We start from the raw sequence: 19830 nt of genomic DNA, 5'->3' as shown, positions 1-19830 counted from the left end.
TGGTGGGCCGGCCATGCGAGACACGCCTTTTTGGGGGTTGGGTTTTACTGCTCCTTGAGCTTCTGCTGGGTGGTGTCCAGCACCTTCTGCAGCTCATCGCCGGACATGGTCACGGCGACGGAGGTGCCCTTGGTCTGCTCGTCGATGGCGTCCTGGACCGGCTTGGAGTGCCAGATCTCGACGAGCTTCTTCAGGTCCTCTTCGTCCTTGCGGTCCTTGGTGGTCACGAAGCCGTTGATGTACGGCTGTGCCTCCTCCTTCTCCGGGTCGTCCTGGAAGATGGCGGTCTTCGGGTCGATGTCCGCGCGGTCCAGGAAGGAGTTGTTGACGATGGCCGGGGTGCCGTCGAGCCAGGAGGTCGCGGTCTGGGCTGCGTCGACCGGGGTGACCTTGATCTTGGACTTGTCGGTGTCGATGTCGGCCGGGGTCGGGGTCAGCAGACCTTCCTTCTTCAGGGTGACCAGGCCAGCCTGGACGAGGACGTTGATGGCGCGGCCCTGGTTGGTGGAGTCGTTCGGGATGGCGACCTCGCCAGCCTTCTCGACGTCCTTCAGGTCGGAGTGGTCCTTGTAGTACAGGCCCAGCGGCAGGATCTCGGTAGCGCCGACCGGTGCGAGGTCGGTGTTGTTGCCGTTGTTGTACTCGGCCAGGAACATCATGTGCTGGAAGTTGTTGACGTCGATCTCGCCGTCGGTCAGCGCACGGTTCGGGATGGAGTAGTCGTTGAAGGACTTGATCTCGGTCTTCAGGCCGGCGTTATCCAGCTCCTGCTTGAAGACCTGCCACTGCTTCTGCTCGGAGTCGGTGGTGCCGATGACGATGGTGTCGTCGTCGTTGCCGCCGGAGCAGGCCACGAGGCTGAAGCTGGTGGTCAGGGCGATCGTCGCGGCCAGGGCCTTGCGTCGAAGAGTCATGGTGATCCTCCTAGATCTGGGGGTGTCCGCCGTGTGCCGTCGTTGGCACGGGTGTTTTTTGTTTGGCGGGGCACTGTTTGTTGAAGGCAAATTTAGCACCGTAGGGCAGCATGGACAACTTGGTCTATTTTCTTGTCATTTATGCACGTGGTGTCGTCGATTTCTGCCTTGAGGGAATGGCGGTACAGGGGCGGTAGGCAGGGGCGAATGCTGTGCTATATCGAATAGATGTTCGATTTAGGGTAGGGTTCTGGCCGTGACGTATACGCGCGGATTCAACAACCCCAAAGCCCTCAGCTGGTCGCGGATCGAGCGTGTCCTTTCGGGAAAAACCACAGGTGAGGGTGTTGAAGTTCGCCCGCGGAACGAGGCGCGGCGCGACGAGCAGCTCGATGGTCGACATGACGATTACCCCGGCGAGGCCCAGTCCGCGGAGCGGCTTGACCTCAGGCGCGGGAAGCAGCCTGATGGGATCCACGGGGCGCGGAGCGCGGCGGGGGAGCCTGGGGGTAGGGCGCGCGCAGCCGGGGCGCACGTGGAGTTCGCGGAGCTGCGCGCCGCCAGCAGCTATCACTTCCTCCACGGCGCCAGCGAACCCGAGGAACTAGTGGAGCAGGCCATCGCACTCGGCATCAGCGCGCTGGCCTGCCTCGACCGGGACGGCATGTACGGGGCCGCGCGTTTTGCCACCGCCGCCGCAGAGGCAGACGGCGAGCTAAAGACCGTCTTCGGGGCGGAGCTCAGCATCGACGGGCCACAGGCCCCCGGCCTGGCGGTGCTCTGCCGCGGCCAGGAGGGCTACCGGCGGCTCAGCCGCGGCATCACCGCCGCCCGGATGGCCCACCGGGACAAGGACGCAGTTGAATACCCCAGCTTCAACTCTCTCGCCGAGGCCGCCGGCGGGCACTGGCTCGTCCTCATCGACGCCGCCCAGCTCGCCATCCCCGGCCGCGCCGCCGAATTACTAGAAGCCTTCGGCACGCAGCACTGCCTCGTGCAACTGCAGCTGAGCATGGACCCGGCCGACGTGGACCACAACGAGGCCCTCCACGCCTTCGCGACCACCCACGGGCTGCGCGAGATCCTCTCCTCGCAGCCCACCTGCGCGACCCCCAGCCAGGCCCGCCTGGCTGGGGCCAAGGCCGCCCTGCGGCGGCGTTGGGACGTCGCTCGTGCCGAACCCGTTACCCACCCCGTGGGTGGATCCTGGCTGCGCTCCGGGGCGGAACTGCGGCAGCTCGCCGGGGACTGCGCCTGGCTCGCGGAAGCCACCGCAACCAGCGTGGGCGTCGCCGAAGAATGCGCCTTCACCCTGAACCTCGTCGCCCCGGAACTACCGCACTTTCCCGTGCCGGAAGGCCACAGCGAGATGTCCTGGCTCCGCGAGCTCGTGGAAAGAAACGGCACCCACCGTTACGGGCGGCGCGGCTCCACCGCGGCGGCGCAGAAGGCCTGGGAGGTCATCGACCGGGAACTCGGCGTCATCGAAAAACTGGGCTTCCCCGGCTACTTCCTCATCGTCCACGACATCGTCGACCACTGCCACAGCAACAACATCCTCTGCCAGGGGCGCGGCTCGGCGGCGAACTCCGCCGTCTGTTTCGCGCTCGGCATCACCTCTGTCGACGCCGTCGCCGCCGGCCTGCTCTTCGAACGCTTCCTTTCCCCGGAACGCGAGGGGCCACCCGACATCGACCTCGACATCGAATCCGGTCGCCGCGAGGAGGTCATCCAGTACGTCTACCGCCGCTACGGGCGGGAGAACGCCGCCCAGGTCGCGAACGTCATCACCTACCGGCGCAAGGGGGCGCTGCGGGATGCCGCCCGCGCGCTCGGCTACCCGGCAGGCCAGGTGGATGCCTGGACCCGAGGTACCGCCGAGGCGCCCGAGCGGGTGCGGCAGCTTGCTGAACAGCTGATCGGCCAGCCCCGCCACCTGGGTATCCACTCCGGCGGCATGGTCATCTGCGACCGCCCCATCGCGGACGTCGTGCCCACCGAGTGGGCGCGCATGGAGAACCGCTCCGTGGTGCAGTGGGATAAGGACGACTGCGCGGCCGTCGGGCTGGTGAAATTCGATCTGCTGGGCCTGGGCATGCTCGAGGCCCTGCACCACGCCATCGACCAGGTGGCCACCCACCGTGGCCGCCGTATCGAGCTGTGGCGGCTGGCCCCGACCGAGGAAGCGGTCTACGAGATGCTCAGCCGCGCCGACGCGGTGGGCGTGTTCCAGGTGGAGTCCCGCGCCCAGATGAACACCCTGCCCCGCCTGCGACCCCGGCGCTTCTACGACCTGGTGGTGCAGGTCGCGCTGATCCGCCCCGGCCCCATCCAGGGTGGGTCGGTCCACCCGTTCATCCGGCGGCGCAACGGCCTGGAGCCGGTGACCTTCGACCACCCGTGCCTGGAACCCGCGCTCGGCAAGACCCTCGGCATCCCACTGTTCCAGGAGCAGTTGATGCAGGTCGTGGTGGACGCCGCCGGGTTCACTGCCGCGGAGGCCGATACGTTGCGCCGCGCGATGGGGTCCAAGCGTTCCCCGGAGCGGATGGCGCGGCTCAAGGAGCGCTTCTACGAGGGCCTGGAGCGCACCAACGGCATCACTGGGGAGGTCGCGGACCGGCTGTGGGAGAAGATCACGGCGTTCGCAGCCTATGGCTTCCCGGAGTCCCACTCCCAGTCCTTCGCCGCGCTGGTCTACTACTCCGCCTGGTTTAAGTACCACTACCCGGCGGAATTCTGCGTGGCCTTGTTGCGCGCCCAGCCGATGGGCTTCTACTCGCCGCAGTCGCTGATCGCGGACGCCCGCCGCCACGGGGTGCGGATCCTCCCGGTGTGCGTCAACGCTTCCGGGGTGCAGGCGGATACGGATCTCTCGGCAGGTTCTGCTGCGTCTTCTTCCGCGTCTTCTTCCTCTTCTTTTGACGACGTCAACCGCGCCCGCGGGGTGCACGGGCTGGGGCGGGGCACCGCGGAGCCCCTCGGTGCGATCCGGCTGGGGCTGGCATCCATCGCGGGGATCAGCGAGGACACGGCCGAGCGGATCGTCGCCACACGGGAAGAGAAGGGGGAATACCGGCAGGTCAGCGACCTCTCCCGGGAAGCCGGGCTCAGCGTGGCGCAGGTGGCAGCCCTGGCGCGGGCCGGGGCCTTAGAGAGCCTCGGGCTGGATCGGCGGCAGGCGGTGTGGGCCGCGGGGCTGGCGGCCACGGAGCGGGAGGGCATGCTGCCGGGGACGTCCGCACCCTCGGTTCCCGCGCTGCCTGGCATGAGCGCCTTCGAGCTGGCTGCCGCGGATCTCGCGGCCACGTCGGTGACCCCGGACGGGCACCCTGTGGAGTTGCTGCGGGGCCAGCTTTCCCAGTGGCACGACCTGCCGGTGCGTGCCGGGGTGCGTCGCGGGCAACGCCGGGGTGGGGCGGCGGTGGTGCCCGCCGTGGATCTGCTGCACGTGCCGGATGGTTCGCGGATCCGGGTGGCCGGGGTGATCACGCACCGGCAGCGCCCGGCCACTGCGGGCGGGGTCGTCTTCCTCGGGGTGGAGGACGAGACCGGCATCGCGAACGTGATGCTCACCCAGGGCTTATGGAAGAAACAGCGGCAGGTGGCGATGACAGCGCGCATCGTGGTGGTCCGGGGGATCGTGCATAACGCGGAGGGTGCGGCCAGTGTTACCGCCGATCTGTTGGAGGCCGTGGAGACGGAGCTGGGTGGTGCCGCGGCGCTGGGTAGCCCGTCGCGGGATTTCCGCTGAAGTGCCCCGGAGCCGGCTACCGGGTCGGCCGTGGTCACGACCCAGGTGGGTGGCTGCGACGGTGAGGAAGTGCCTGTGGCCGGGGGAGGCGGGGGCGATCACAACGTGGGGAATAACACTTATGCGATTCACCGATTGACAATCAGCGCGCCCACCCTTCAAGATCGGGGGAATGACCACCCCTAGCCCTTCCGGGCGCCCCACCAGCCAGCGGCGCTATATGCTGCGGCGAATCATCGCCCTCGCGCTGGCAGCCGTGGCCATTGGGCTCGCCGCCGGGGCCGGGGTGTGGCTGCAGAAAAATACCGGCTGGAGCGTCGACTACCTCACCCGAAAAAGCCGACACAGCCTGGTCAGCGAACGCACCGAACACGAATCCGCCGTGGCCATCCCGGAGCGCTCGAGCCGGACGGCGGGGACCAGCAACGACCGCACCCCGGGGGCTGGCGGTACCGGGGAGGACCAGGCCGGCGCGGGCAGTGAGCCCAGCACCCGTGGGGGTAGCGGGGGAGAAGCCAGCCAGGGTGCTGCCACGGACCCAGCCACGAGCACCAGCCCCGCACCCGTGCTGCGCAATACCCAACACTCCGCCCCACTGCGGGGCGCCCCACACCCCGGGCACAATGGCCAAGTCCAGCTGACATCGGGCGGACTGAACCGCCAGGCAGTGTTGCATGTGCCTGCTGACGCCCTGCCCCGCCAGTCCCAGGCCACCCGGCCCAAGCCACTGATCCTCGCCTTCCATGGCTATGGGCAGTCCGGCGCAGCCATGGCCCGCTTCGGCGACCTCGCCCGGGACGGCGCCATCGTCGCCTACCCCGACGGCGTCGACAGGGCCTGGGCGGGCGCACCTTATGCCACGGCCACCGGGAAACAAGACCTGGCCCTGGTCCGGGACCTCATCAACCGCATTGCCGCCACCTACCAGGTCGACGACCTGCGCATCTACGCCGCGGGAATGAGCAACGGCGGCGGCTTCGTCGCAAAGCTCGCTTGCGAGATACCCCAGGAATTCGCCGCCTTCGCCTCGGTCGCAGGGGCCTATTACAAGGGCACCTGGCAGAACTGCGCAACACGGGCACAGCGTAGCAAAGAACACCCACAGTTTCGCGGCAGCAGGGCGACGTCCTTCCTCGAAATCCACGGGGAGGACGACAGTCGCATCCACTACGAGGGCGGCTCCCGCTACGGCACCCCGTACCTCGGGGCGATGAGCTTCACCTCCGCCTATGCACACCGTGCCTCCTGCTTCGGGGCCCCCGCGGTCCGCAACGTCACCCCCATTGTCCGCCGCTACCAGTGGCGCGACTGCGCGGCGGATAAGGACGTCATGCACATCGCGGTGAAGGGGATGGGGCACACCTGGCCCGGCGAGGGCGAAGCCGCCCGGCCCGGTGAGTCCGGGATTGCCGGGGTGCGTAACGACGGGGGCCAGCAGGAAGCGAACCCCACTCGCGCGGTCAATGCCGGGGCGGAGATCTTGAGTTTCTTCACCCGCCACCGGAAATAGGGTCCTCCGGGGCGGCTGCTAGGGTTAGACCCGACCAACGCGGGAGTCCGGGAGAACGTCCGGGCTGAGAGGGCGCCAGCACCGTGGTGCCGACCGATGAACCTGATCCGGATCATGCCGGCGATAGGGAGGATAAGCGTGAGCATCACGCCCGAAAAACCATCACAGACCAGCGAAACCCACGGCTTCTCAGGCGAGCAGCAGGCTCCCCAGCACAGCAAGTCCTGGCGCGTCGTGGACATCATCGTCGCCGCCGTGCTCGGTGTCGCCTGCGGCCTGATCTTCTGGGTCTGGAACGGCATTGGGGGCGCGGCCTACGGCGTGTTCGACGCTGCCACCCCGGGCCTTGGCGGGCTCGCGGTCGGCATCTGGCTGCTCGGCGGCGTGCTGGGCGGGCTGATCATCCGCAAGCCGGGCGCGGCACTCTTCGTCGAGGTGCTCGCCGCCGTCGTTTCCGCGCTGCTGGGTAACCACTGGGGCATCGAGACCGTGTATTCCGGCCTGGCCCAGGGGCTGGGCGCGGAACTGGTCTTCGCGATCTTCGCCTACCGCCGCGCCGGGCTGGGCGTGGCCATGGCCGCCGGTGCTGTGGCCGCCATCTTCGAATTCATCCTGGAGCTGGCGACCAGCGGAAACTACGCGAAGTCCCTGGCCTTCAACGCCACCTACCTGTCCACCATGATTCTCTCCGGCATCGTGCTGGCGGGCCTGGTGGGCTGGCTGCTCGTCCGCGGTTTGGCTGCTACCGGGGCGCTCGACCGCTTCCCGGCGGGCAGGCAACGCCAACAACTGGTTTAGGCCGCTCAAGGGGAGAAAACCATGACGAGCCACGGGCGGCCGCCGGGCGGGGCGGTCGTGGAGATCACCGACTTCGGCTGGCGCCACGCCGGCCGGAAGAACCCGGCCATCGCGAACATCACCGCACGCCTGGAACCCGGGGAGCGCATCCTGCTGCTCGGGGCCTCGGGCGCAGGTAAATCCACCCTGCTCGCCGGTATCGCCGGGGTGCTGGGGGATGCCGAGGACGGCGAGCAGCGCGGTGCCATCCGCGTGGACGGCAAGGACCCGGCCCAGGCCCGGGGCCTGGTCGGCATGGTGCTGCAGGACCCGGACTCGCAGGTCATCGCCGCCCGGGTGGGCGACGATGTTGTTTTCGGCTGCGAGAACCTCGGCATCCCGCGGGAAGAGATGTGGCAGCGCGCCACGGAGGCTCTACGCACCGTCGGGCTGGGGGAGCTGGACCTCGACCGGTCCACCCACCGGCTCTCCGGCGGGCAGAAGCAACGGCTCGCGCTGGCCGGGGTGCTGGCCATGCGCCCCAGGGTGATCGTGCTGGACGAACCCACCGCCAACCTCGACCCGGAGGGCGTGGCCGAGGTGCGCGACGCCGTCATCCGGGCCTGCGAGGACACCGGCGCCACACTGATCGTCGTCGAGCACCGCGCAGCCACCTGGGCCGGGCACGTCGACCGCATCCTCGTGCTCGGGGAGACCAACCCCAGCGGCGTGGGGGAGCAGGCCAGCGGTGGTCGGCAAGCCGGGGGAGTGCTCGCCGACGGCCCGGCCGGGCAGATCCTGGACACCCACGCCGACCGGCTCGCCGAGGCAGGCATCTGGGTGCCGGGCATCTCGCCCGCGCTGCGCCGCATGGGCACCCCGCCGCCCGAGCTGGGCGCGTTGAAGGCCGCGCCCGGTTCAACTGGCAACCAGGGCCATGCTGATCACCAGAACCATGCTGGCAACCGAGGCACCGTTGCCCACCCGATCGACGCAGAAACAACCATCGACGCTGCGTCCGCGCCCGCAGGTGGGAGCTCCCAGGCGAGCGGGAAGCCACTGCTGCGCACCCAGGACCTGGCCATCGGCTGGGGCCAGCACACCATCCGCACTGGCATCACCGCTGCCCTGGAGCCGGGGTCCACCTGCCTGACCGGCGGCAACGGCACCGGAAAATCCACCTTGGCGCTCACCCTCGCGGGCCTGGTTCCCGCGGCGGGCGGGGAGCTGGACGCCAGTGGGCTCCAGCCCGCTAAGCACAGGCGCCGGGAAACCCCGGACCCCCGCAGCTGGCGCTCGAAGGACCTGGTCCGCCGCATCGGATACGTCTTTCAAAGCCCCGAGCACCAGCTGGCCGCCCGCACCGTCCGCGACGAGTTGCTGCTCGGCCCCAAGGCCGCCGGGATGGACGCCGCCGCAGCCGAGCGCCGCGCAGACGAGCTGCTGGGCACCCTCGGGCTGAGTCACCTCGCGGCCGCCAACCCCTTCACCCTCTCGGGTGGGGAGAAACGCCGGCTCTCCGTGGCCGCGGTGCTGGCCACTGAGCCGCGCCTGCTGATCCTGGACGAACCGACCTTCGGCCAGGACCTCAACACGTTCACCGCCCTGGTCGGGTTGCTGCAACAGCTGGCGGACAGCGGCATGGGGCTGCTGTCCATCACCCACGACGCGGATTACTTCGCCGCGCTGGGCCAGCACCACTGGCACCTTCCCCAGGGCCCCGGCCTGGAGGTGCGGGTATGATCCTGGAACGCATCGACCCATCCACCCGGCTGCTCGCGCTCGCGCTGTTGACCACCCCGTTGCTGATCAGCATCGATATTGTGAGCGCCAGCGTGTCCTTCGCGCTGACCCTGCTGGTCGTCGCGCCCCTGTGCGGGGTCGGGCCTGCCCGGCTGTTCCGCCGGGCTTGGCCGCTGCTGCTCCTCGCCCCGCTGACGGGTGTGAGCATGCTCTTCTACGGGCGGGCTAGCGGGCAGAGCTACTTCGAATGGGGCTTCATCCACATCACCGAGAACTCGGTGCAGCTGGCCATCGCGGTGATGATTCGCGTGCTGGCGGTGGGCGTGCCCGCCGTGGTGCTCACCGCGGACATGGACCCCACCCGCCTCGGCGACGGGCTGGCACAGCTGTGGAAACTGCCCACCCGCTTCGTCATCGGTGCGGTGGCGGGCGTGCGCCTGGTCACGCTATTCCGAGAGGACTGGACGGCCGTGGAGCGTGCCCGCCGCGCCCGCGGCCTGGGGGACGAGGGCAAGCTGAAGCGTGCGCTGCAGCAGTCCTTCAGCCTGCTGGTGCTGGCGCTGCGTCGTGGCGCCAAGCTGGCCACCGCGATGGAGGCCCGTGGGTTTGGAGCCACCCATAACGCCGAGGGCCAGCCCATCGAACGCACCTGGGCTCGTCAGGCTCATTTCGGCGGCTGGGACTGGGCCGTGGTTGTGGGCTCCTTGGCACTGAGCCTGCTTTCCTTGGGGATCGCCGTGTGGACCGGCCATTTCGTGTTGCTGGGAGTACAGAATGGCTAGCGCTCCACAGCTCTCGCCCGAGGAGGCCACCCGCGAGCTCGCCACCTGGGTCGCAAGCCAGCGAGGCCGCCGAGCCACACAGATCGAGTCGGCTGCTGCGCATCGACCCCGCGCGGGCCGCGACCCGCGGTGGGTGATCCTCATCGACGGTCGCAGCGGCTCCGGCAAGACCCACTTTGCGGAACACCTCATGGCCACACTCGGTGCTCCCAGCCACCAGACCGGCGCATCGCCGAGCACGCCCCCGGCCCCCAATACCACGCCCCAGCTGGTGCACCTGGAGGATTTCTACCCCGGCTGGGGTGGGCTCTTCGCCGCAGCCCGCATGCTCGCCGCCGACGTGCTGCAGCCCAATTGCCCGGGCTTTCGCCGCTGGGACTGGGAGAAGAATACCCCCGCGCAGTGGCAGCCCCTGGACCCCGGCCACCCACTAATCGTCGAGGGCGTCGGTGCCCTCAGCCCCGAGGCCCTAGCCGTGCTGCGACGCCGCGGCATCCCGCACCGGACCCTGGTGCTGGAGGCCCCCACCCAGCTGCGCAAGCAGCGCGCGCTGCACCGCGACCCCTACTACGCCCCTTGGTGGAACATGTGGGCCGCCCAAGAGCGCGCCCACATCAATCGGCGCCCCGCCCCGGACTTCATCGTCGCCAACGGCTCCACCCGGTCGGAGGCCTAAAACACCGCCCGCCCGACACAGCGCCGTACTCGCCGGTTACTGCGGCGTGGAGGTGCGGTAGAGCCCGCCTCGCGCCACGTCCAGGCGCATCCCGGACTCGCGGAGGCGACGCACGTACACCATGCCCAGGCCCGTCGCCGGGGTCAGCACGCCACCTTCAGTTCCCGGCAGCTCCGCCTCATCCTTGAGCAGCGTGAGCGCTGCGGTGCCCAGCATCCGGGAGGTCGAGCGGTAGCCCGGATCCCCCTGGGAGTACAGGGTGGCGATGTAATCCGGCTCCACGTTCGGCGCCGGATTCGGCTTCACGAAGCCGTGGAACACGCAACGGAAGTAGCCGTTCTCCTGCGCCTTGCTCGTCGGACCCTCGCCCGGCTCGGGTGCCCACTGGGAGATGAAGTCCCGCAGCTTCGGCGCCTTCATCGCGGTCAGCATCGTCCAGTTAACCCCACCCATTGCGTAGGCCTGCGCGCGGCCCTTCAGGCCCGGCCCGGTGGACTGGAACTCGCGGTAGCGCAGGGACTTTCCGTACTTGAAGCCGCTCAGCGCATTGGAGCGGCGCACCACGCGGGTGTTCACCGAGGCCATGAGGAAAGGCCCGGCCCAGCCCTCCGGGGCGCCGACGGTCTCGGTCTGCAGCACGCCATAATCCGGCTGCTCGCCCAGCTCCGGCTCCGCCTCGCGATCCGGGCTCAGGGAGTACGGGTCAGCCAGCACGCGCCTCTGCTCCGGGTCGCGCTGTGCGGCCTGGAACTGCTCGCGTGCGGACTCTACGGTGCCGCCGGACATGGCCCCGCGCATGCTGACCAGGTTCGTCACCTCGGCCAGCTTCTTGCCATCCTTGGCCGCGGCCTCGTTGATCAGCAGCATGCCGATATCGGAGGGCACGGAATCGAAGCCACAGGCGTGGATGATGCGCGCCCCGTTGGCCTTCGCCACGTCGTCGTACTTGTCGATCATCTTCCGCATGAACAGCACCTCGCCGGTGGAGTCCACGTAGTGCGTGCCGGCCTCAGCGCAGGCGCGCACGAGGTCCTCGCCGTAACGCACGAACGGGCCCACCGTGGAGATCACCACGCGGGTGTTCTTCGCCAGCTCGGTCATGGCGTCCTCGTCGAAGGCGTCCGCCTCCACGATGCGCCAGTCCATCACGCCCTCGTGGATGGTCAGCAGCTGCTGCTTGAGGAAGACCAGCTTCTCGCGGTTGCGGCCGGCCAGCGCGATGGTGACGTCCTTCGGCGCGTGCTCTGCCAGCCAGCCCGCGAGGATCTTGCCGACGAATCCGGTCGCGCCGAACAGGGTGATGTCCACCGGGCGCTGCTTTCCGCCGGTCGGGGTCTTCTTGCCTTGCGGTGTGGCGTCCTTCGGTGCATCAGCCATGTCTGATCGACCTCTTTCATCGTCTGATGGGCTTCGTGCCCGATCGTCGGGGTTCTTCCCCTCCATTCTTACCGTGTTCCGGTGCCGTCAGCGCCCGCGGGCGCGGTTAAGGTGAGTGGCGTGTCTTCGCAGCCTTCCACTCCCGCTTCCGCCGCAGGTCGGTCTTCTTCTTTAACGACGCCACCCCGGCCGGCCGCCGATCCGCCCTTCCATATCCTGTTCGACCAGCCGCAGATCCCGCCGAACACGGGCAATGCGATCCGCATGTGCGCGGGCACCGGGGCGGCACTGCACCTGGCGGGCCTGCTGGGTTTCAACTTCGAGGAGAAGCACGTCCGCCGCGCCGGTCTGGATTATCACGACTTGGCGGAGGTGCAGCTCCACGAGGATTTCGAGGCCGCGGCCGCGCACTTGACTGGGTTGAGTCGGAAGCAGGCAGAGCTGAGCCGGAAGCAGGCAGCGGATGGCGCCTCGCCCCGGGCGAGGGTCTTCGCTTTCACGACGCACGCGGAGACCTGGTTTACGGACGTGGACTTCCGCCGCGGTGACGTCCTCCTCTTCGGCCCCGAACCCACCGGCCTGGACGAGGAGACCCTGGCGGACCCCCGGATCACCGCGCAGCTGCGGATCCCGATGCTGCCGGCCCGTCGCAGCATGAACCTCTCGAACGCGGCGGCGGTGGCGGCGTACGAGGCCTGGCGGCAGCTCGGTTTCCCGGGCGGGCAGTAGCGGGCGAGCGGGCGCCCGCCCTGAAGTGGGGGAAACGGGGCGCACGCCGGTGGGGCAGCGGTAGGCCTGTGGAATAATGGCGGGCATGGCTGCGATTACCCTGGATGGAAAGAAGTACCGCGACGAGATCTTCGCGGACCTGAAGCAACGAGTCGACGCTCTGCGGGACAAGGGGATCACCCCGGGCCTGGCAACGGTCCTGGTCGGTGACGACCCGGCGAGCCACTCCTACGTGCGGATGAAGCACAAGGACTGCGAGCAGATCGGCGTGAAGTCCATCCGCAAGGACCTGCCGGCGGACGTGACCCAGGAGGAGCTCAACGCCGTCATCGACGAGCTCAACGCGGACCCGGAGTGCACCGGCTACATCGTGCAGCTGCCGCTGCCGAAGCACCTCGACGAAAACGCGGTGCTGGAGCGCATCGACCCGGCCAAGGACGCCGACGGCCTGCACCCGGTGAACCTCGGCAAGCTGGTGCTCAACGAGCCCGCCCCGCTGCCGTGCACCCCGAACGGTGCGATCAGCCTGCTGCGCCGCTACGACGTCGAGCTGAACGGCGCGAAGGTCGTCGTCATCGGCCGCGGCGTGACCGTTGGCCGCCCGATCGGCCTGATGCTGACCCGCCGCAGCGAGAACGCCACCGTCACTCTCTGCCACACGGGCACGAAGGACCTGAAGGCGGAGACCATCAACGCGGACATCATCGTCGCCGCTGCAGGTAAGCCGCACATGCTGACCAAGGACATGGTCAAGCCGGGTGCGGCGATCCTCGACGTCGGTGTCTCCCGCCTGGATGGCAAGCTCGCGGGCGACGTGCACCCGGATGTCTGGGAGGTCGCGGGCGCGATCTCGCCGAACCCGGGTGGCGTGGGCCCACTGACCCGTGCCTTCCTGGTCCACAACGTCGTGGAGCGCGCCGAGCTCCTCGCGGAGCAGGGCTAGAGCCAGGGGATTAGAGCGCCAGAGGAGCTGGGCACGATGCCGGACACCCCGAAGGAGCGGGCGGAGGCCGCGCAGATCGGTACCTTCCGCCGAAAGCTGCTGGCGAACCCGCACGACCGGGACGTGCCCGCCTCGCCGCTGCCGGTGATCGCGCAGCGGGCGCTCATCGGGGTGTTTTTGCTGCTTCTGGCGGTGGGGGTGTTCTTCATCGCGGCGGACCGGTGGCGCCGCGGCACCACAGCAATGGGGGCCAGCCTGGTGTTCTTGGCCACGATCCGGTGGGTCGTGGACTCCGACGTGCTGGGGATTTTCGCGGTCCGCAGCCGCAAATTCGATTGCCTTTTCGCCGGGGGCGTGGGGCTGTTGATGATGTACCTGGCGATCAGCGTGGACACGCTGGGCAGCTAGGGGCATCCGGACCAAGTCCCTGCGCGGGGGTCGCGCGGAGCTGGGTATCCCGCGACGCTGGGCGTGGGGGGTGGGTGGCGGTTGTTCGGTGGCAGCCCTTAGCGGTTCCTAGCGGTTGTGGTGCTGCAGGATCTCCGCGCGCTGCTCCGGATTCTCGGCCAGCTCCTCGGCGGCCGTGAGGAACTTCTCAAGCACATTGCCCATCTGGCGGGCCTCGATGAGGAAACCATCGTGGCCGGTGGGGGAGGTGATCTGGCACAGCCCCAGGAAGGCTCCCAGGTTGCGGGAGAGGTGCTCCTGCTGGTGATAGGGGTAGAGGATGTCCGTGTCGATGCCGCAGACCATCGTGGGGACCGTGGAGTTACCCAGGGCGGCGTTCATGCCGCCGCGATCCCGGCCGACGTCGTGGCGGTTCAGGGCATCCGTCAGGGTGACGTAGGAGCCGGCGTCGAAGCGGTTGCGCAGCTTCATCGCCTGCCGGTCCAGGTAGCCCTCGACCGAGAAGCGCTGATTGGGGGAGCGGTACTTACCCAGCGGGTTTTCGCCCCGCTGCGGCTCGGCGCCGAAGCGCTCGTCGACCTCCAGCTCGCCGCGGTAGGTCAGGTGTGCGATGCGGCGGGCCTCGCCCAGGCCCCAGACCGGTCCCATGCCGGCCTCGTAGTAGTCCCCGCCGTGCCACAGCGGGTCGGCCTCGATCACACGGATCTGGGCGGACTGGATGCCGATCTGCCAGGCGGAGGCGCGGGCGGAGACGGCGATGAGGAGGACGGCGTCCATCATCTCCGGGTAGAGCAGCGACCACTCGAGGGTGCGTGCCCCGCCCATGGAGGCGCCGACCACCACGTGGACCCGGGGGATCTCCAGCACGTCGAGCAGCTGCTTTTCGGCCTGCACGAGGTCGCGGATGGATAGGCCCGGGAAGCGGGAGCCCCAGAAGCCACCCTCCGGGTGCAGGGAACCGGGGCCGGTGGAGCCCGCGCACCCACCCAGGGCATTGGCGCAGAGCACTAGGTACGTGGAGGTGTCGATCGGTTTGCCCACGCCGACCATGTCGGCCCACCAGTCGGTGGCGTTGCCGTCGCCGGTGAGGGCGTGCTCGATCAGCACGATGGGGCGCTCCTCCGGCGGCGTGGATACCGCCGCCTGCTCGGCTGCGTCGTAGAAGGCGTACAGCCGCAGTGAGGTTTCGGGAATGCTTGCGCCCGCCTCAGTGAGCACCTCGCCGATGGGAATATCGGCGTAGGAACCGGAGGCGGGCAGCAAGTCGGAGCGCATAGAAAACCTCGTGAGTTAAATCTGCTCGAAGCCCTGCTCGAGGTCGGCGATGATGTCGCGGACGTCCTCGATACCGACGGACAGGCGAACCGTTGCCTGGGAGATGCCCGCGTTGCGCAGGTTCTCCTCGGTGGACTGCGAGTGCGTGGTGGTGGCCGGGTGGACGACCAGGGAGCGTACGTCACCGACGTTAGCGAGGTCGGAGTGCAGCTTCAGGGAGTCGATGAACTTCCAGGCGGCCTCGCGCGGGTCGGCGTCGCCGGTGGCCAGGTCGAAGGCCAGAACGGAGCCAGTGTACTCCAGGCCCAGCTTCTCCTTGACCTTGTTCCACGGGCTGGACTCCAGGCCGGCGTAGGCGACACTGGCGACCTTCGGGTGCTTGTCCAGGAACTCGGCGACCTGCTTGGCGTTCTCGTTGTGCTGCTTGACGCGCAGGTTCAGGGTGTCGAGACCCTGGACGGCCAGCCAGGCGTTGAACGCGGAGAGGGTGGCGCCGGTGTCGCGCAGCAGACCCGCACGAGCCTTCAGGCCGAAGGCTGGCTCGCCGAGGTCGGCGTACTTCAGGCCGTGGTAGGCCGGGTCCGGGGTGACGAAGCTCGGGAAGACCGGCTTGCCGTTGCGCTCCTGGGTCCAGTCGAACTTGCCGCCGTCGACGAGGATGCCACCGATAGCGGAGCCGTTGCCGGTGTAGAACTTCGTCAGGGAGGAGACGGAGACGTCGGCGCCGAGCTCCAGCGGCTTGACCAGCGCTGCGGTAGCCAGCGTGTTGTCGATGATCAGCGGGACCTTGTTCTCGTGGGCAACCTTGCTGATCTCCGGGATGTCCAGGACGTCCGCCTGCGGGTTGGCGAAGGTCTCGCCGAAGAAGGCGACGGTGTTGTCCTGAACGGCGTCCTGCCAGGACTGCGGGTCATCCGGGTTCTCGACGAAGGTGGTGGTGATGCCCAGGCGCGGCAGGGTGACGAGCAGGAGCGTCTCGGTGCCGCCGTAGAGGCGCGGGGAGGCGACGATGTGGTCACCGGAGTTCGCGACGTTGATCAGCGCGGCGGTGATGGCGGCCATGCCGGAAGCGAAGGCGACTGCGTGGACACCACCCTCGAGGGTGGCGAGGCGGTTCTCGAGGACCTCGACCGTTGGGTTGGTCAGGCGGGAGTAGATCGGGCCCGGATCCTCGAGCGCGAAGCGCTGCTTGGCGTGCTCGGCGTTGTCGAAGACGTAGCTGGTGGTCATGTGGATCGGCAGGTTACGGGAACCGGTCGGGTCCAGGGTCTGGCCGGCGTGGATCTGCTGGGTGGCAAAGCCCCACTCTGCTGCGTTGGAGTTGTCGTACTTTGGCATGGTTTTCCTGTCTCTTTCGTGTGTTTGAGGCTGTGTTGTGAATCGTGGCGATCCGGGTGGGATCCGGGTGGATTGTGCCGCTCGATCGCTGTGTGGTGACTCACTTTATAGTCCCCGCTGAAAAAAGTAAACCGCTCTGTCTATTTTCGGGGTCTTTATGCGTTAACAGTGCAGGTCAAGAGCGTTTAAAAATTTATACCACTTAGTCTACTTTTGGGTCTTTTGGGGGCTGTTGCTCGGTGGCCCTGGGGTCGTATTGGCGGTTTTTAAGTACCGCTCGGTATGGGTTCATGCGGTGGGTGGCAGCAGCGCACGAAGCGCTGTTTTGCACCGCATCGGATGGGAGGTAGGAGGTCTGGGCTTCAACACTTTTGGCGGAAAAATTGCGGGTCGCACCTGCAAACGCAGTTGAGTCACTAGGGTGGGGTGGTGCACGGGATAAAGAAAGAATCCCAGCGCAACGAGCACAACACGGGCCCATAAGGCGCCAGAAAGGACCCGCACCATGGCGAATACAGACGCTGCATTCCTGATTGACGCAGAGCCGAGCGTGCTCCAGGTGGCAGTTGGTCGGCCCCAGTCCAACCCCGCCGGAACCTACGAGCACACCGGCATCGAAAAGCTGCCGCAGTCGCACATCGACGTGCTCGCGCCGGGCCCGAACTACGGCGACGGCAGCGGCGTCGTTGGGGATACGATCGGAGACGATAAGCACCACGGCGGGGCAGATAAGGCCGTCTACGCCTTCGCCCGCGAGGAGCTGGACTTCTGGGAGGAGGAGCTCGGCCGTGAGCTCGTCTACGGCAGCTTCGGGGAGAACATCACCACTGCCGGGGTGAAGTGGTCGGAGGTCTATATCGGCCAGCGCGTGTCCATGGGTAGCGCTGAGCTCGAGGTAAGCGTGCCGCGCACCCCGTGCGCGACCTTCGCCGCCTGGCTCGATGAGAAGGGCTGGGTCAAGCGCTTCGCACAGCATGGCGACTGCGGCGCCTACTTCCGCGTGATTACCGCCGGGCGCATCCGCCCGCTGGACGAGATTCGCTTCGGACCGGTGCCGGAGCACGGCGTGACGATGGGGGAGGCCTTCGCCGCCAAGCTGGGTGATAAGGAAGCTGCCCGCAAGGTTTTCGACGCCGGGGTGCTCCCCGGGCACCATCATGAGCAGCTGGGTCGCCTGCTGAACTGAGATATGAGCAGCTTGGTCTCCGCTGGATGGAGGCCGCAAGGTCGGGGCAGGGGCTCCTGGCCGGTAGAAAAGAAAAACTGGGCCTAGCAGCGCTATCTCTAGCGCGCTAGGCCCAGTCGGCTATATCCCTCCGCTGACCCCGGGGGCGGGCCTGCAGCAGGCCCGACGGGGGAGCGGTACTAGCCCTCCAGGGAGTTATCTGCTGCAGCGAGATCGTCGATGATCTTGTTGAATGCAGCGACCGGACGCATCACAGCGTTCGCCTTCTCCTCGTCCAGGTGGTAGTGGCCACCCAGCTCCACGGCCTTGCCCTGGATGTCGTTGAGCTCCTTGATGACCTCGTCCTCGGCAGTCTCCAGCGCGTCGGCGACCGGGGCGAAGAGCTCGGCCAGGTCGGCGTCGTCCTTCTGATCGGCCAGGGCGCGAGCCCAGAACATTGCCAGGTAGAAGTGGGAACCGCGGTTGTCGAGGGTGTTGACCTCGCGCTGCGGGGACTTGCCCTCCTCCAGGATCCGCTCGGTAGCAACGTCCAGCGCGTCGCCCAGCACCGGGGTGCGCGGGTTGTTATCCGTGTCGGCCAGCTTGCGCAGGGACTCAGCCAGCGCCAGGAACTCGCCCAGGGAGTCCCAACGCAGGTGGTTCTCCTCGGTCAGCTGCTCGACGTGCTTCGGCGCGGAACCGCCAGCACCGGTCTCGAAGAGGCCACCGCCCGCGATCAGCGGAACGATGGAGAGCATCTTCGCGGAGGTGCCCAGCTCCAAGATCGGGAACAGGTCGGTCAGGTAGTCACGCAGCACGTTACCGGTGACGGAGATGGTGTTCTTGCCCTCGCGGATGCGGTCCACGGAGAGCTGGCAGGCCTCGACCGGGGAGAGGATGCGGATATCCAGGCCCTCGGTGTCGTGGTCCTTCAGGTACTTCTCGACCTGGGTTGTCATGTTGCGGTCGTGGGCGCGCTCCGGGTCCAGCCAGAAGATAGCCGGGTCGCCGGTCTTGCGGGCACGCTCGACGGCCAGCTTCACCCAGTCCTGAACCGGGATGTCCTTGGCCTGGCAGGCGCGCCACAGGTCGCCCTCGGAGACCTCGTGCTCCATGAGCACGTCGCCGGCCTTGTTGAGGACCTGGACCTTGCCGTCCGCCTCGATCTTGAAGGTCTTGTCGTGGGAGCCGTACTCCTCAGCCTTCTGCGCCATCAGGCCGACATTCGGGACGGTGCCCATCGTGGTCGGGTCGAATGCGCCGTTCTTGCGGCAGTCGTCGATGACGACCTGGTACACGCCTGCGTAGGAGGAGTCCGGCAGTACGGCCAGGGTGTCCTGACGGGCGTCGTCCTTGTTCCACATCTTGCCGGAGTCACGGATCATGGCCGGCATGGAGGCGTCGACGATGACGTCGGACGGGACGTGCAGGTTGGTGATTCCGCGGTGGGAGTTGACCATCGCCAGATCCGGGCCGTCCTCGAGGCCCTTGTCGAATGCGGCGCGGATCTCCTCGCCGTTGTCCAGCTCGGACAGGCCGTCGAGGATGGCAGCCAGGCCGTCCTCACCGTCGAGGCCGGCGGCCAGCAGCTCCTCGCCGTACTGCTCGTAGACGTCGGAGAAGTAAGCGCGCACGGCGTGGCCGAAGATGACCGGGTCGGAGACCTTCATCATCGTGGCCTTCAGGTGCACGGAGAACAGCACGCCCTCAGCCTTCGCGCGGGCGACCTGGGCGCGCAGGAACTCGTCGAGCGCGGCGGCGCGCAGGACGGTGGAGTCCACGATCTCGTTCTTCTGCACCGGCAGGGAGTCGCGCAGCACGGTGGTCTCGCCGTTGGCCTTCACCAGCTGGATGCGCAGGTCATCCTCAGCCGGCATGATGACGGACTGCTCGTTGTGGCGGAAGTCGTTGGCCTCCATGGTCGCCACGTTGGTCTTGGACTCGGCGGTCCACTCACCCATGGTGTGCGGGTGGGTGCGCACGTAGTTCTTCACGGCCTTCGGCGCGCGGCGGTCAGAGTTGCCCTCGCGCAGCACCGGGTTCACGGCGGAGCCCATGACGGAGCTGTAGCGGGCGTAGGCGTCCTTCTCCTCCTCGGTGTTGACCTCGAGAGGGAAGTCCGGCAGGTCGTAGCCGGCCTTCTGCAGCTCGCCGATGGCTGCGCGCATCTGCGGGACGGATGCGGAGATGTTCGGCAGCTTGAGGATATTGGCCTCAGGGGACTGGGTCAGCTCGCCGAGCTCCTTGAGAGCGTCGTTGACCTGCTGCTCCTTCGGGAGCTTATCGTTGAAAGCGGCCAGGATACGACCTGCCAGCGAGATGTCACGCGTTTCCACGTCCACGCCGCAAGTCGATGCAAAAGCTTCCACGATCGGCTTCAGCGAATACGTGGCCAGAAGTGGGGCCTCGTCGGTACGGGTGTAAATGATCTTGGCCATA

15 protein-coding genes and 1 riboswitch are annotated in these 19830 nt (G+C 67.8%); of the genes, 10 read left to right on the top strand and 5 right to left on the bottom strand.

Going from position 1 to position 19830, the window contains the following annotated elements:
* Nucleotides 1–44: 44 nt before the first annotated feature.
* The gene (locus HMPREF3097_RS05820; protein WP_012359664.1) at nucleotides 45–914 is read right to left on the bottom strand and encodes a MetQ/NlpA family ABC transporter substrate-binding protein; all 870 of its coding nucleotides are present in this window, start codon (nucleotides 912–914) and stop codon (nucleotides 45–47) included.
* A gap of 256 nt (nucleotides 915–1170) precedes the next feature.
* Here HMPREF3097_RS05820 and HMPREF3097_RS05815 point away from each other — a divergent pair, with 256 nt between their 5' ends.
* From HMPREF3097_RS05815 to HMPREF3097_RS05790, 6 genes are all read left to right on the top strand, one after another.
* A complete protein-coding gene (locus tag HMPREF3097_RS05815; RefSeq protein WP_070758365.1) occupies nucleotides 1171–4668 on the top strand; it encodes an error-prone DNA polymerase in 3498 nt (1165 codons plus the stop codon).
* Between the two features lie 172 nt (nucleotides 4669–4840).
* Nucleotides 4841–6178, top strand: a complete 1338-nt coding sequence (locus tag HMPREF3097_RS05810) for a CE1 family esterase (protein ID WP_070758368.1) — start codon at nucleotides 4841–4843, stop codon at nucleotides 6176–6178.
* A 30-nt stretch (nucleotides 6179–6208) separates the two neighbouring features.
* A riboswitch (TPP riboswitch) is annotated at nucleotides 6209–6325 on the top strand.
* The gene (locus HMPREF3097_RS05805; RefSeq protein WP_070758370.1) at nucleotides 6317–6976 is read left to right on the top strand and encodes an ECF transporter S component; all 660 of its coding nucleotides are present in this window, start codon (nucleotides 6317–6319) and stop codon (nucleotides 6974–6976) included. It overlaps the preceding riboswitch by 9 nt.
* A gap of 21 nt (nucleotides 6977–6997) precedes the next feature.
* A complete protein-coding gene (locus HMPREF3097_RS05800; RefSeq protein WP_070758372.1) occupies nucleotides 6998–8698 on the top strand; it encodes an ABC transporter ATP-binding protein in 1701 nt (566 codons plus the stop codon).
* Complete coding sequence (locus HMPREF3097_RS05795; protein WP_070758374.1) at nucleotides 8695–9480, top strand: energy-coupling factor transporter transmembrane component T family protein; 786 nt, start codon at nucleotides 8695–8697, stop codon at nucleotides 9478–9480. The genes HMPREF3097_RS05800 and HMPREF3097_RS05795 overlap by 4 nt, the downstream gene beginning before the upstream one ends.
* On the top strand, nucleotides 9473–10156 hold the full coding sequence (locus tag HMPREF3097_RS05790; RefSeq protein WP_141759422.1) for a nucleoside/nucleotide kinase family protein: 684 nt from the start codon (nucleotides 9473–9475) through the stop codon (nucleotides 10154–10156). Before HMPREF3097_RS05795 ends, HMPREF3097_RS05790 begins: the two co-directional genes overlap by 8 nt.
* 36 nt (nucleotides 10157–10192) lie before the next feature.
* On the opposite strand, the gene HMPREF3097_RS05785 is transcribed toward HMPREF3097_RS05790, so the two are convergent.
* On the bottom strand, nucleotides 10193–11533 hold the full coding sequence (locus HMPREF3097_RS05785) for a saccharopine dehydrogenase family protein (RefSeq protein WP_070758377.1): 1341 nt from the start codon (nucleotides 11531–11533) through the stop codon (nucleotides 10193–10195).
* Nucleotides 11534–11653: 120 nt separating this feature from the next.
* Here HMPREF3097_RS05785 and HMPREF3097_RS05780 point away from each other — a divergent pair, with 120 nt between their 5' ends.
* From HMPREF3097_RS05780 to HMPREF3097_RS05770, 3 genes are all read left to right on the top strand, one after another.
* Nucleotides 11654–12262, top strand: coding sequence for a tRNA (cytidine(34)-2'-O)-methyltransferase (locus tag HMPREF3097_RS05780; protein ID WP_070761528.1), 609 nt, complete (start codon nucleotides 11654–11656; stop codon nucleotides 12260–12262).
* A gap of 85 nt (nucleotides 12263–12347) precedes the next feature.
* Nucleotides 12348–13205, top strand: a complete 858-nt coding sequence (locus tag HMPREF3097_RS05775) for a bifunctional methylenetetrahydrofolate dehydrogenase/methenyltetrahydrofolate cyclohydrolase (RefSeq protein ID WP_141759492.1) — start codon at nucleotides 12348–12350, stop codon at nucleotides 13203–13205.
* A 36-nt stretch (nucleotides 13206–13241) separates the two neighbouring features.
* On the top strand, nucleotides 13242–13613 hold the full coding sequence (locus HMPREF3097_RS05770; RefSeq protein WP_070761526.1) for a DUF3017 domain-containing protein: 372 nt from the start codon (nucleotides 13242–13244) through the stop codon (nucleotides 13611–13613).
* Nucleotides 13614–13721: 108 nt separating this feature from the next.
* On the opposite strand, the gene HMPREF3097_RS05765 is transcribed toward HMPREF3097_RS05770, so the two are convergent.
* Nucleotides 13722–14888 (bottom strand): homoserine O-acetyltransferase MetX, encoded by a 1167-nt coding sequence (locus HMPREF3097_RS05765; RefSeq protein ID WP_070761525.1) that lies wholly within the window; start codon nucleotides 14886–14888, stop codon nucleotides 13722–13724.
* Between the two features lie 15 nt (nucleotides 14889–14903).
* Nucleotides 14904–16226, bottom strand: coding sequence for an O-acetylhomoserine/O-acetylserine sulfhydrylase (locus HMPREF3097_RS05760; protein ID WP_070761523.1), 1323 nt, complete (start codon nucleotides 16224–16226; stop codon nucleotides 14904–14906).
* Nucleotides 16227–16731: 505 nt separating this feature from the next.
* Between HMPREF3097_RS05760 and HMPREF3097_RS05755 the strand changes: the two genes are divergently transcribed.
* Complete coding sequence (locus HMPREF3097_RS05755) at nucleotides 16732–17412, top strand: MOSC domain-containing protein (RefSeq protein ID WP_070761521.1); 681 nt, start codon at nucleotides 16732–16734, stop codon at nucleotides 17410–17412.
* 179 nt (nucleotides 17413–17591) lie between these two features.
* Here HMPREF3097_RS05755 and HMPREF3097_RS05750 read toward each other — a convergent pair whose 3' ends face one another.
* Nucleotides 17592–19829: an NADP-dependent isocitrate dehydrogenase gene (locus tag HMPREF3097_RS05750; protein ID WP_070758386.1), complete on the bottom strand. Its 2238-nt coding sequence runs from the start codon at nucleotides 19827–19829 to the stop codon at nucleotides 17592–17594.
* Nucleotide 19830 lies beyond the last annotated feature (1 nt).

The sequence above is a fragment of the Corynebacterium sp. HMSC27B11 genome (assembly GCF_001815985.1).
Lineage (GTDB): Bacteria > Actinomycetota > Actinomycetes > Mycobacteriales > Mycobacteriaceae > Corynebacterium.
This window is presented reverse-complemented; position numbering and strand designations above follow the sequence as displayed.

Excerpts from the sequence above, each read along its gene's own strand:
- HMPREF3097_RS05785 (WP_070758377.1), bottom strand. The coding sequence starts at position 11,533 with ATGGCTGATGCACCGAAGGACGCCACACCGCAAGGCAAGAAGACCCCG.
- HMPREF3097_RS05790 (WP_141759422.1), top strand. The coding sequence starts at position 9,473 with ATGGCTAGCGCTCCACAGCTCTCGCCCGAGGAGGCCACCCGCGAGCTC.
- HMPREF3097_RS05770 (WP_070761526.1), top strand. The coding sequence starts at position 13,242 with ATGCCGGACACCCCGAAGGAGCGGGCGGAGGCCGCGCAGATCGGTACC.
- HMPREF3097_RS05795 (WP_070758374.1), top strand. The coding sequence starts at position 8,695 with ATGATCCTGGAACGCATCGACCCATCCACCCGGCTGCTCGCGCTCGCG.
- HMPREF3097_RS05755 (WP_070761521.1), top strand. The coding sequence starts at position 16,732 with ATGGCGAATACAGACGCTGCATTCCTGATTGACGCAGAGCCGAGCGTG.
- HMPREF3097_RS05775 (WP_141759492.1), top strand. The coding sequence starts at position 12,348 with ATGGCTGCGATTACCCTGGATGGAAAGAAGTACCGCGACGAGATCTTC.
- HMPREF3097_RS05800 (WP_070758372.1), top strand. The coding sequence starts at position 6,998 with ATGACGAGCCACGGGCGGCCGCCGGGCGGGGCGGTCGTGGAGATCACC.
- HMPREF3097_RS05760 (WP_070761523.1), bottom strand. The coding sequence starts at position 16,226 with ATGCCAAAGTACGACAACTCCAACGCAGCAGAGTGGGGCTTTGCCACC.
- HMPREF3097_RS05820 (WP_012359664.1), bottom strand. The coding sequence starts at position 914 with ATGACTCTTCGACGCAAGGCCCTGGCCGCGACGATCGCCCTGACCACC.
- HMPREF3097_RS05810 (WP_070758368.1), top strand. The coding sequence starts at position 4,841 with ATGACCACCCCTAGCCCTTCCGGGCGCCCCACCAGCCAGCGGCGCTAT.
- HMPREF3097_RS05750 (WP_070758386.1), bottom strand. The coding sequence starts at position 19,829 with ATGGCCAAGATCATTTACACCCGTACCGACGAGGCCCCACTTCTGGCC.
- HMPREF3097_RS05765 (WP_070761525.1), bottom strand. The coding sequence starts at position 14,888 with ATGCGCTCCGACTTGCTGCCCGCCTCCGGTTCCTACGCCGATATTCCC.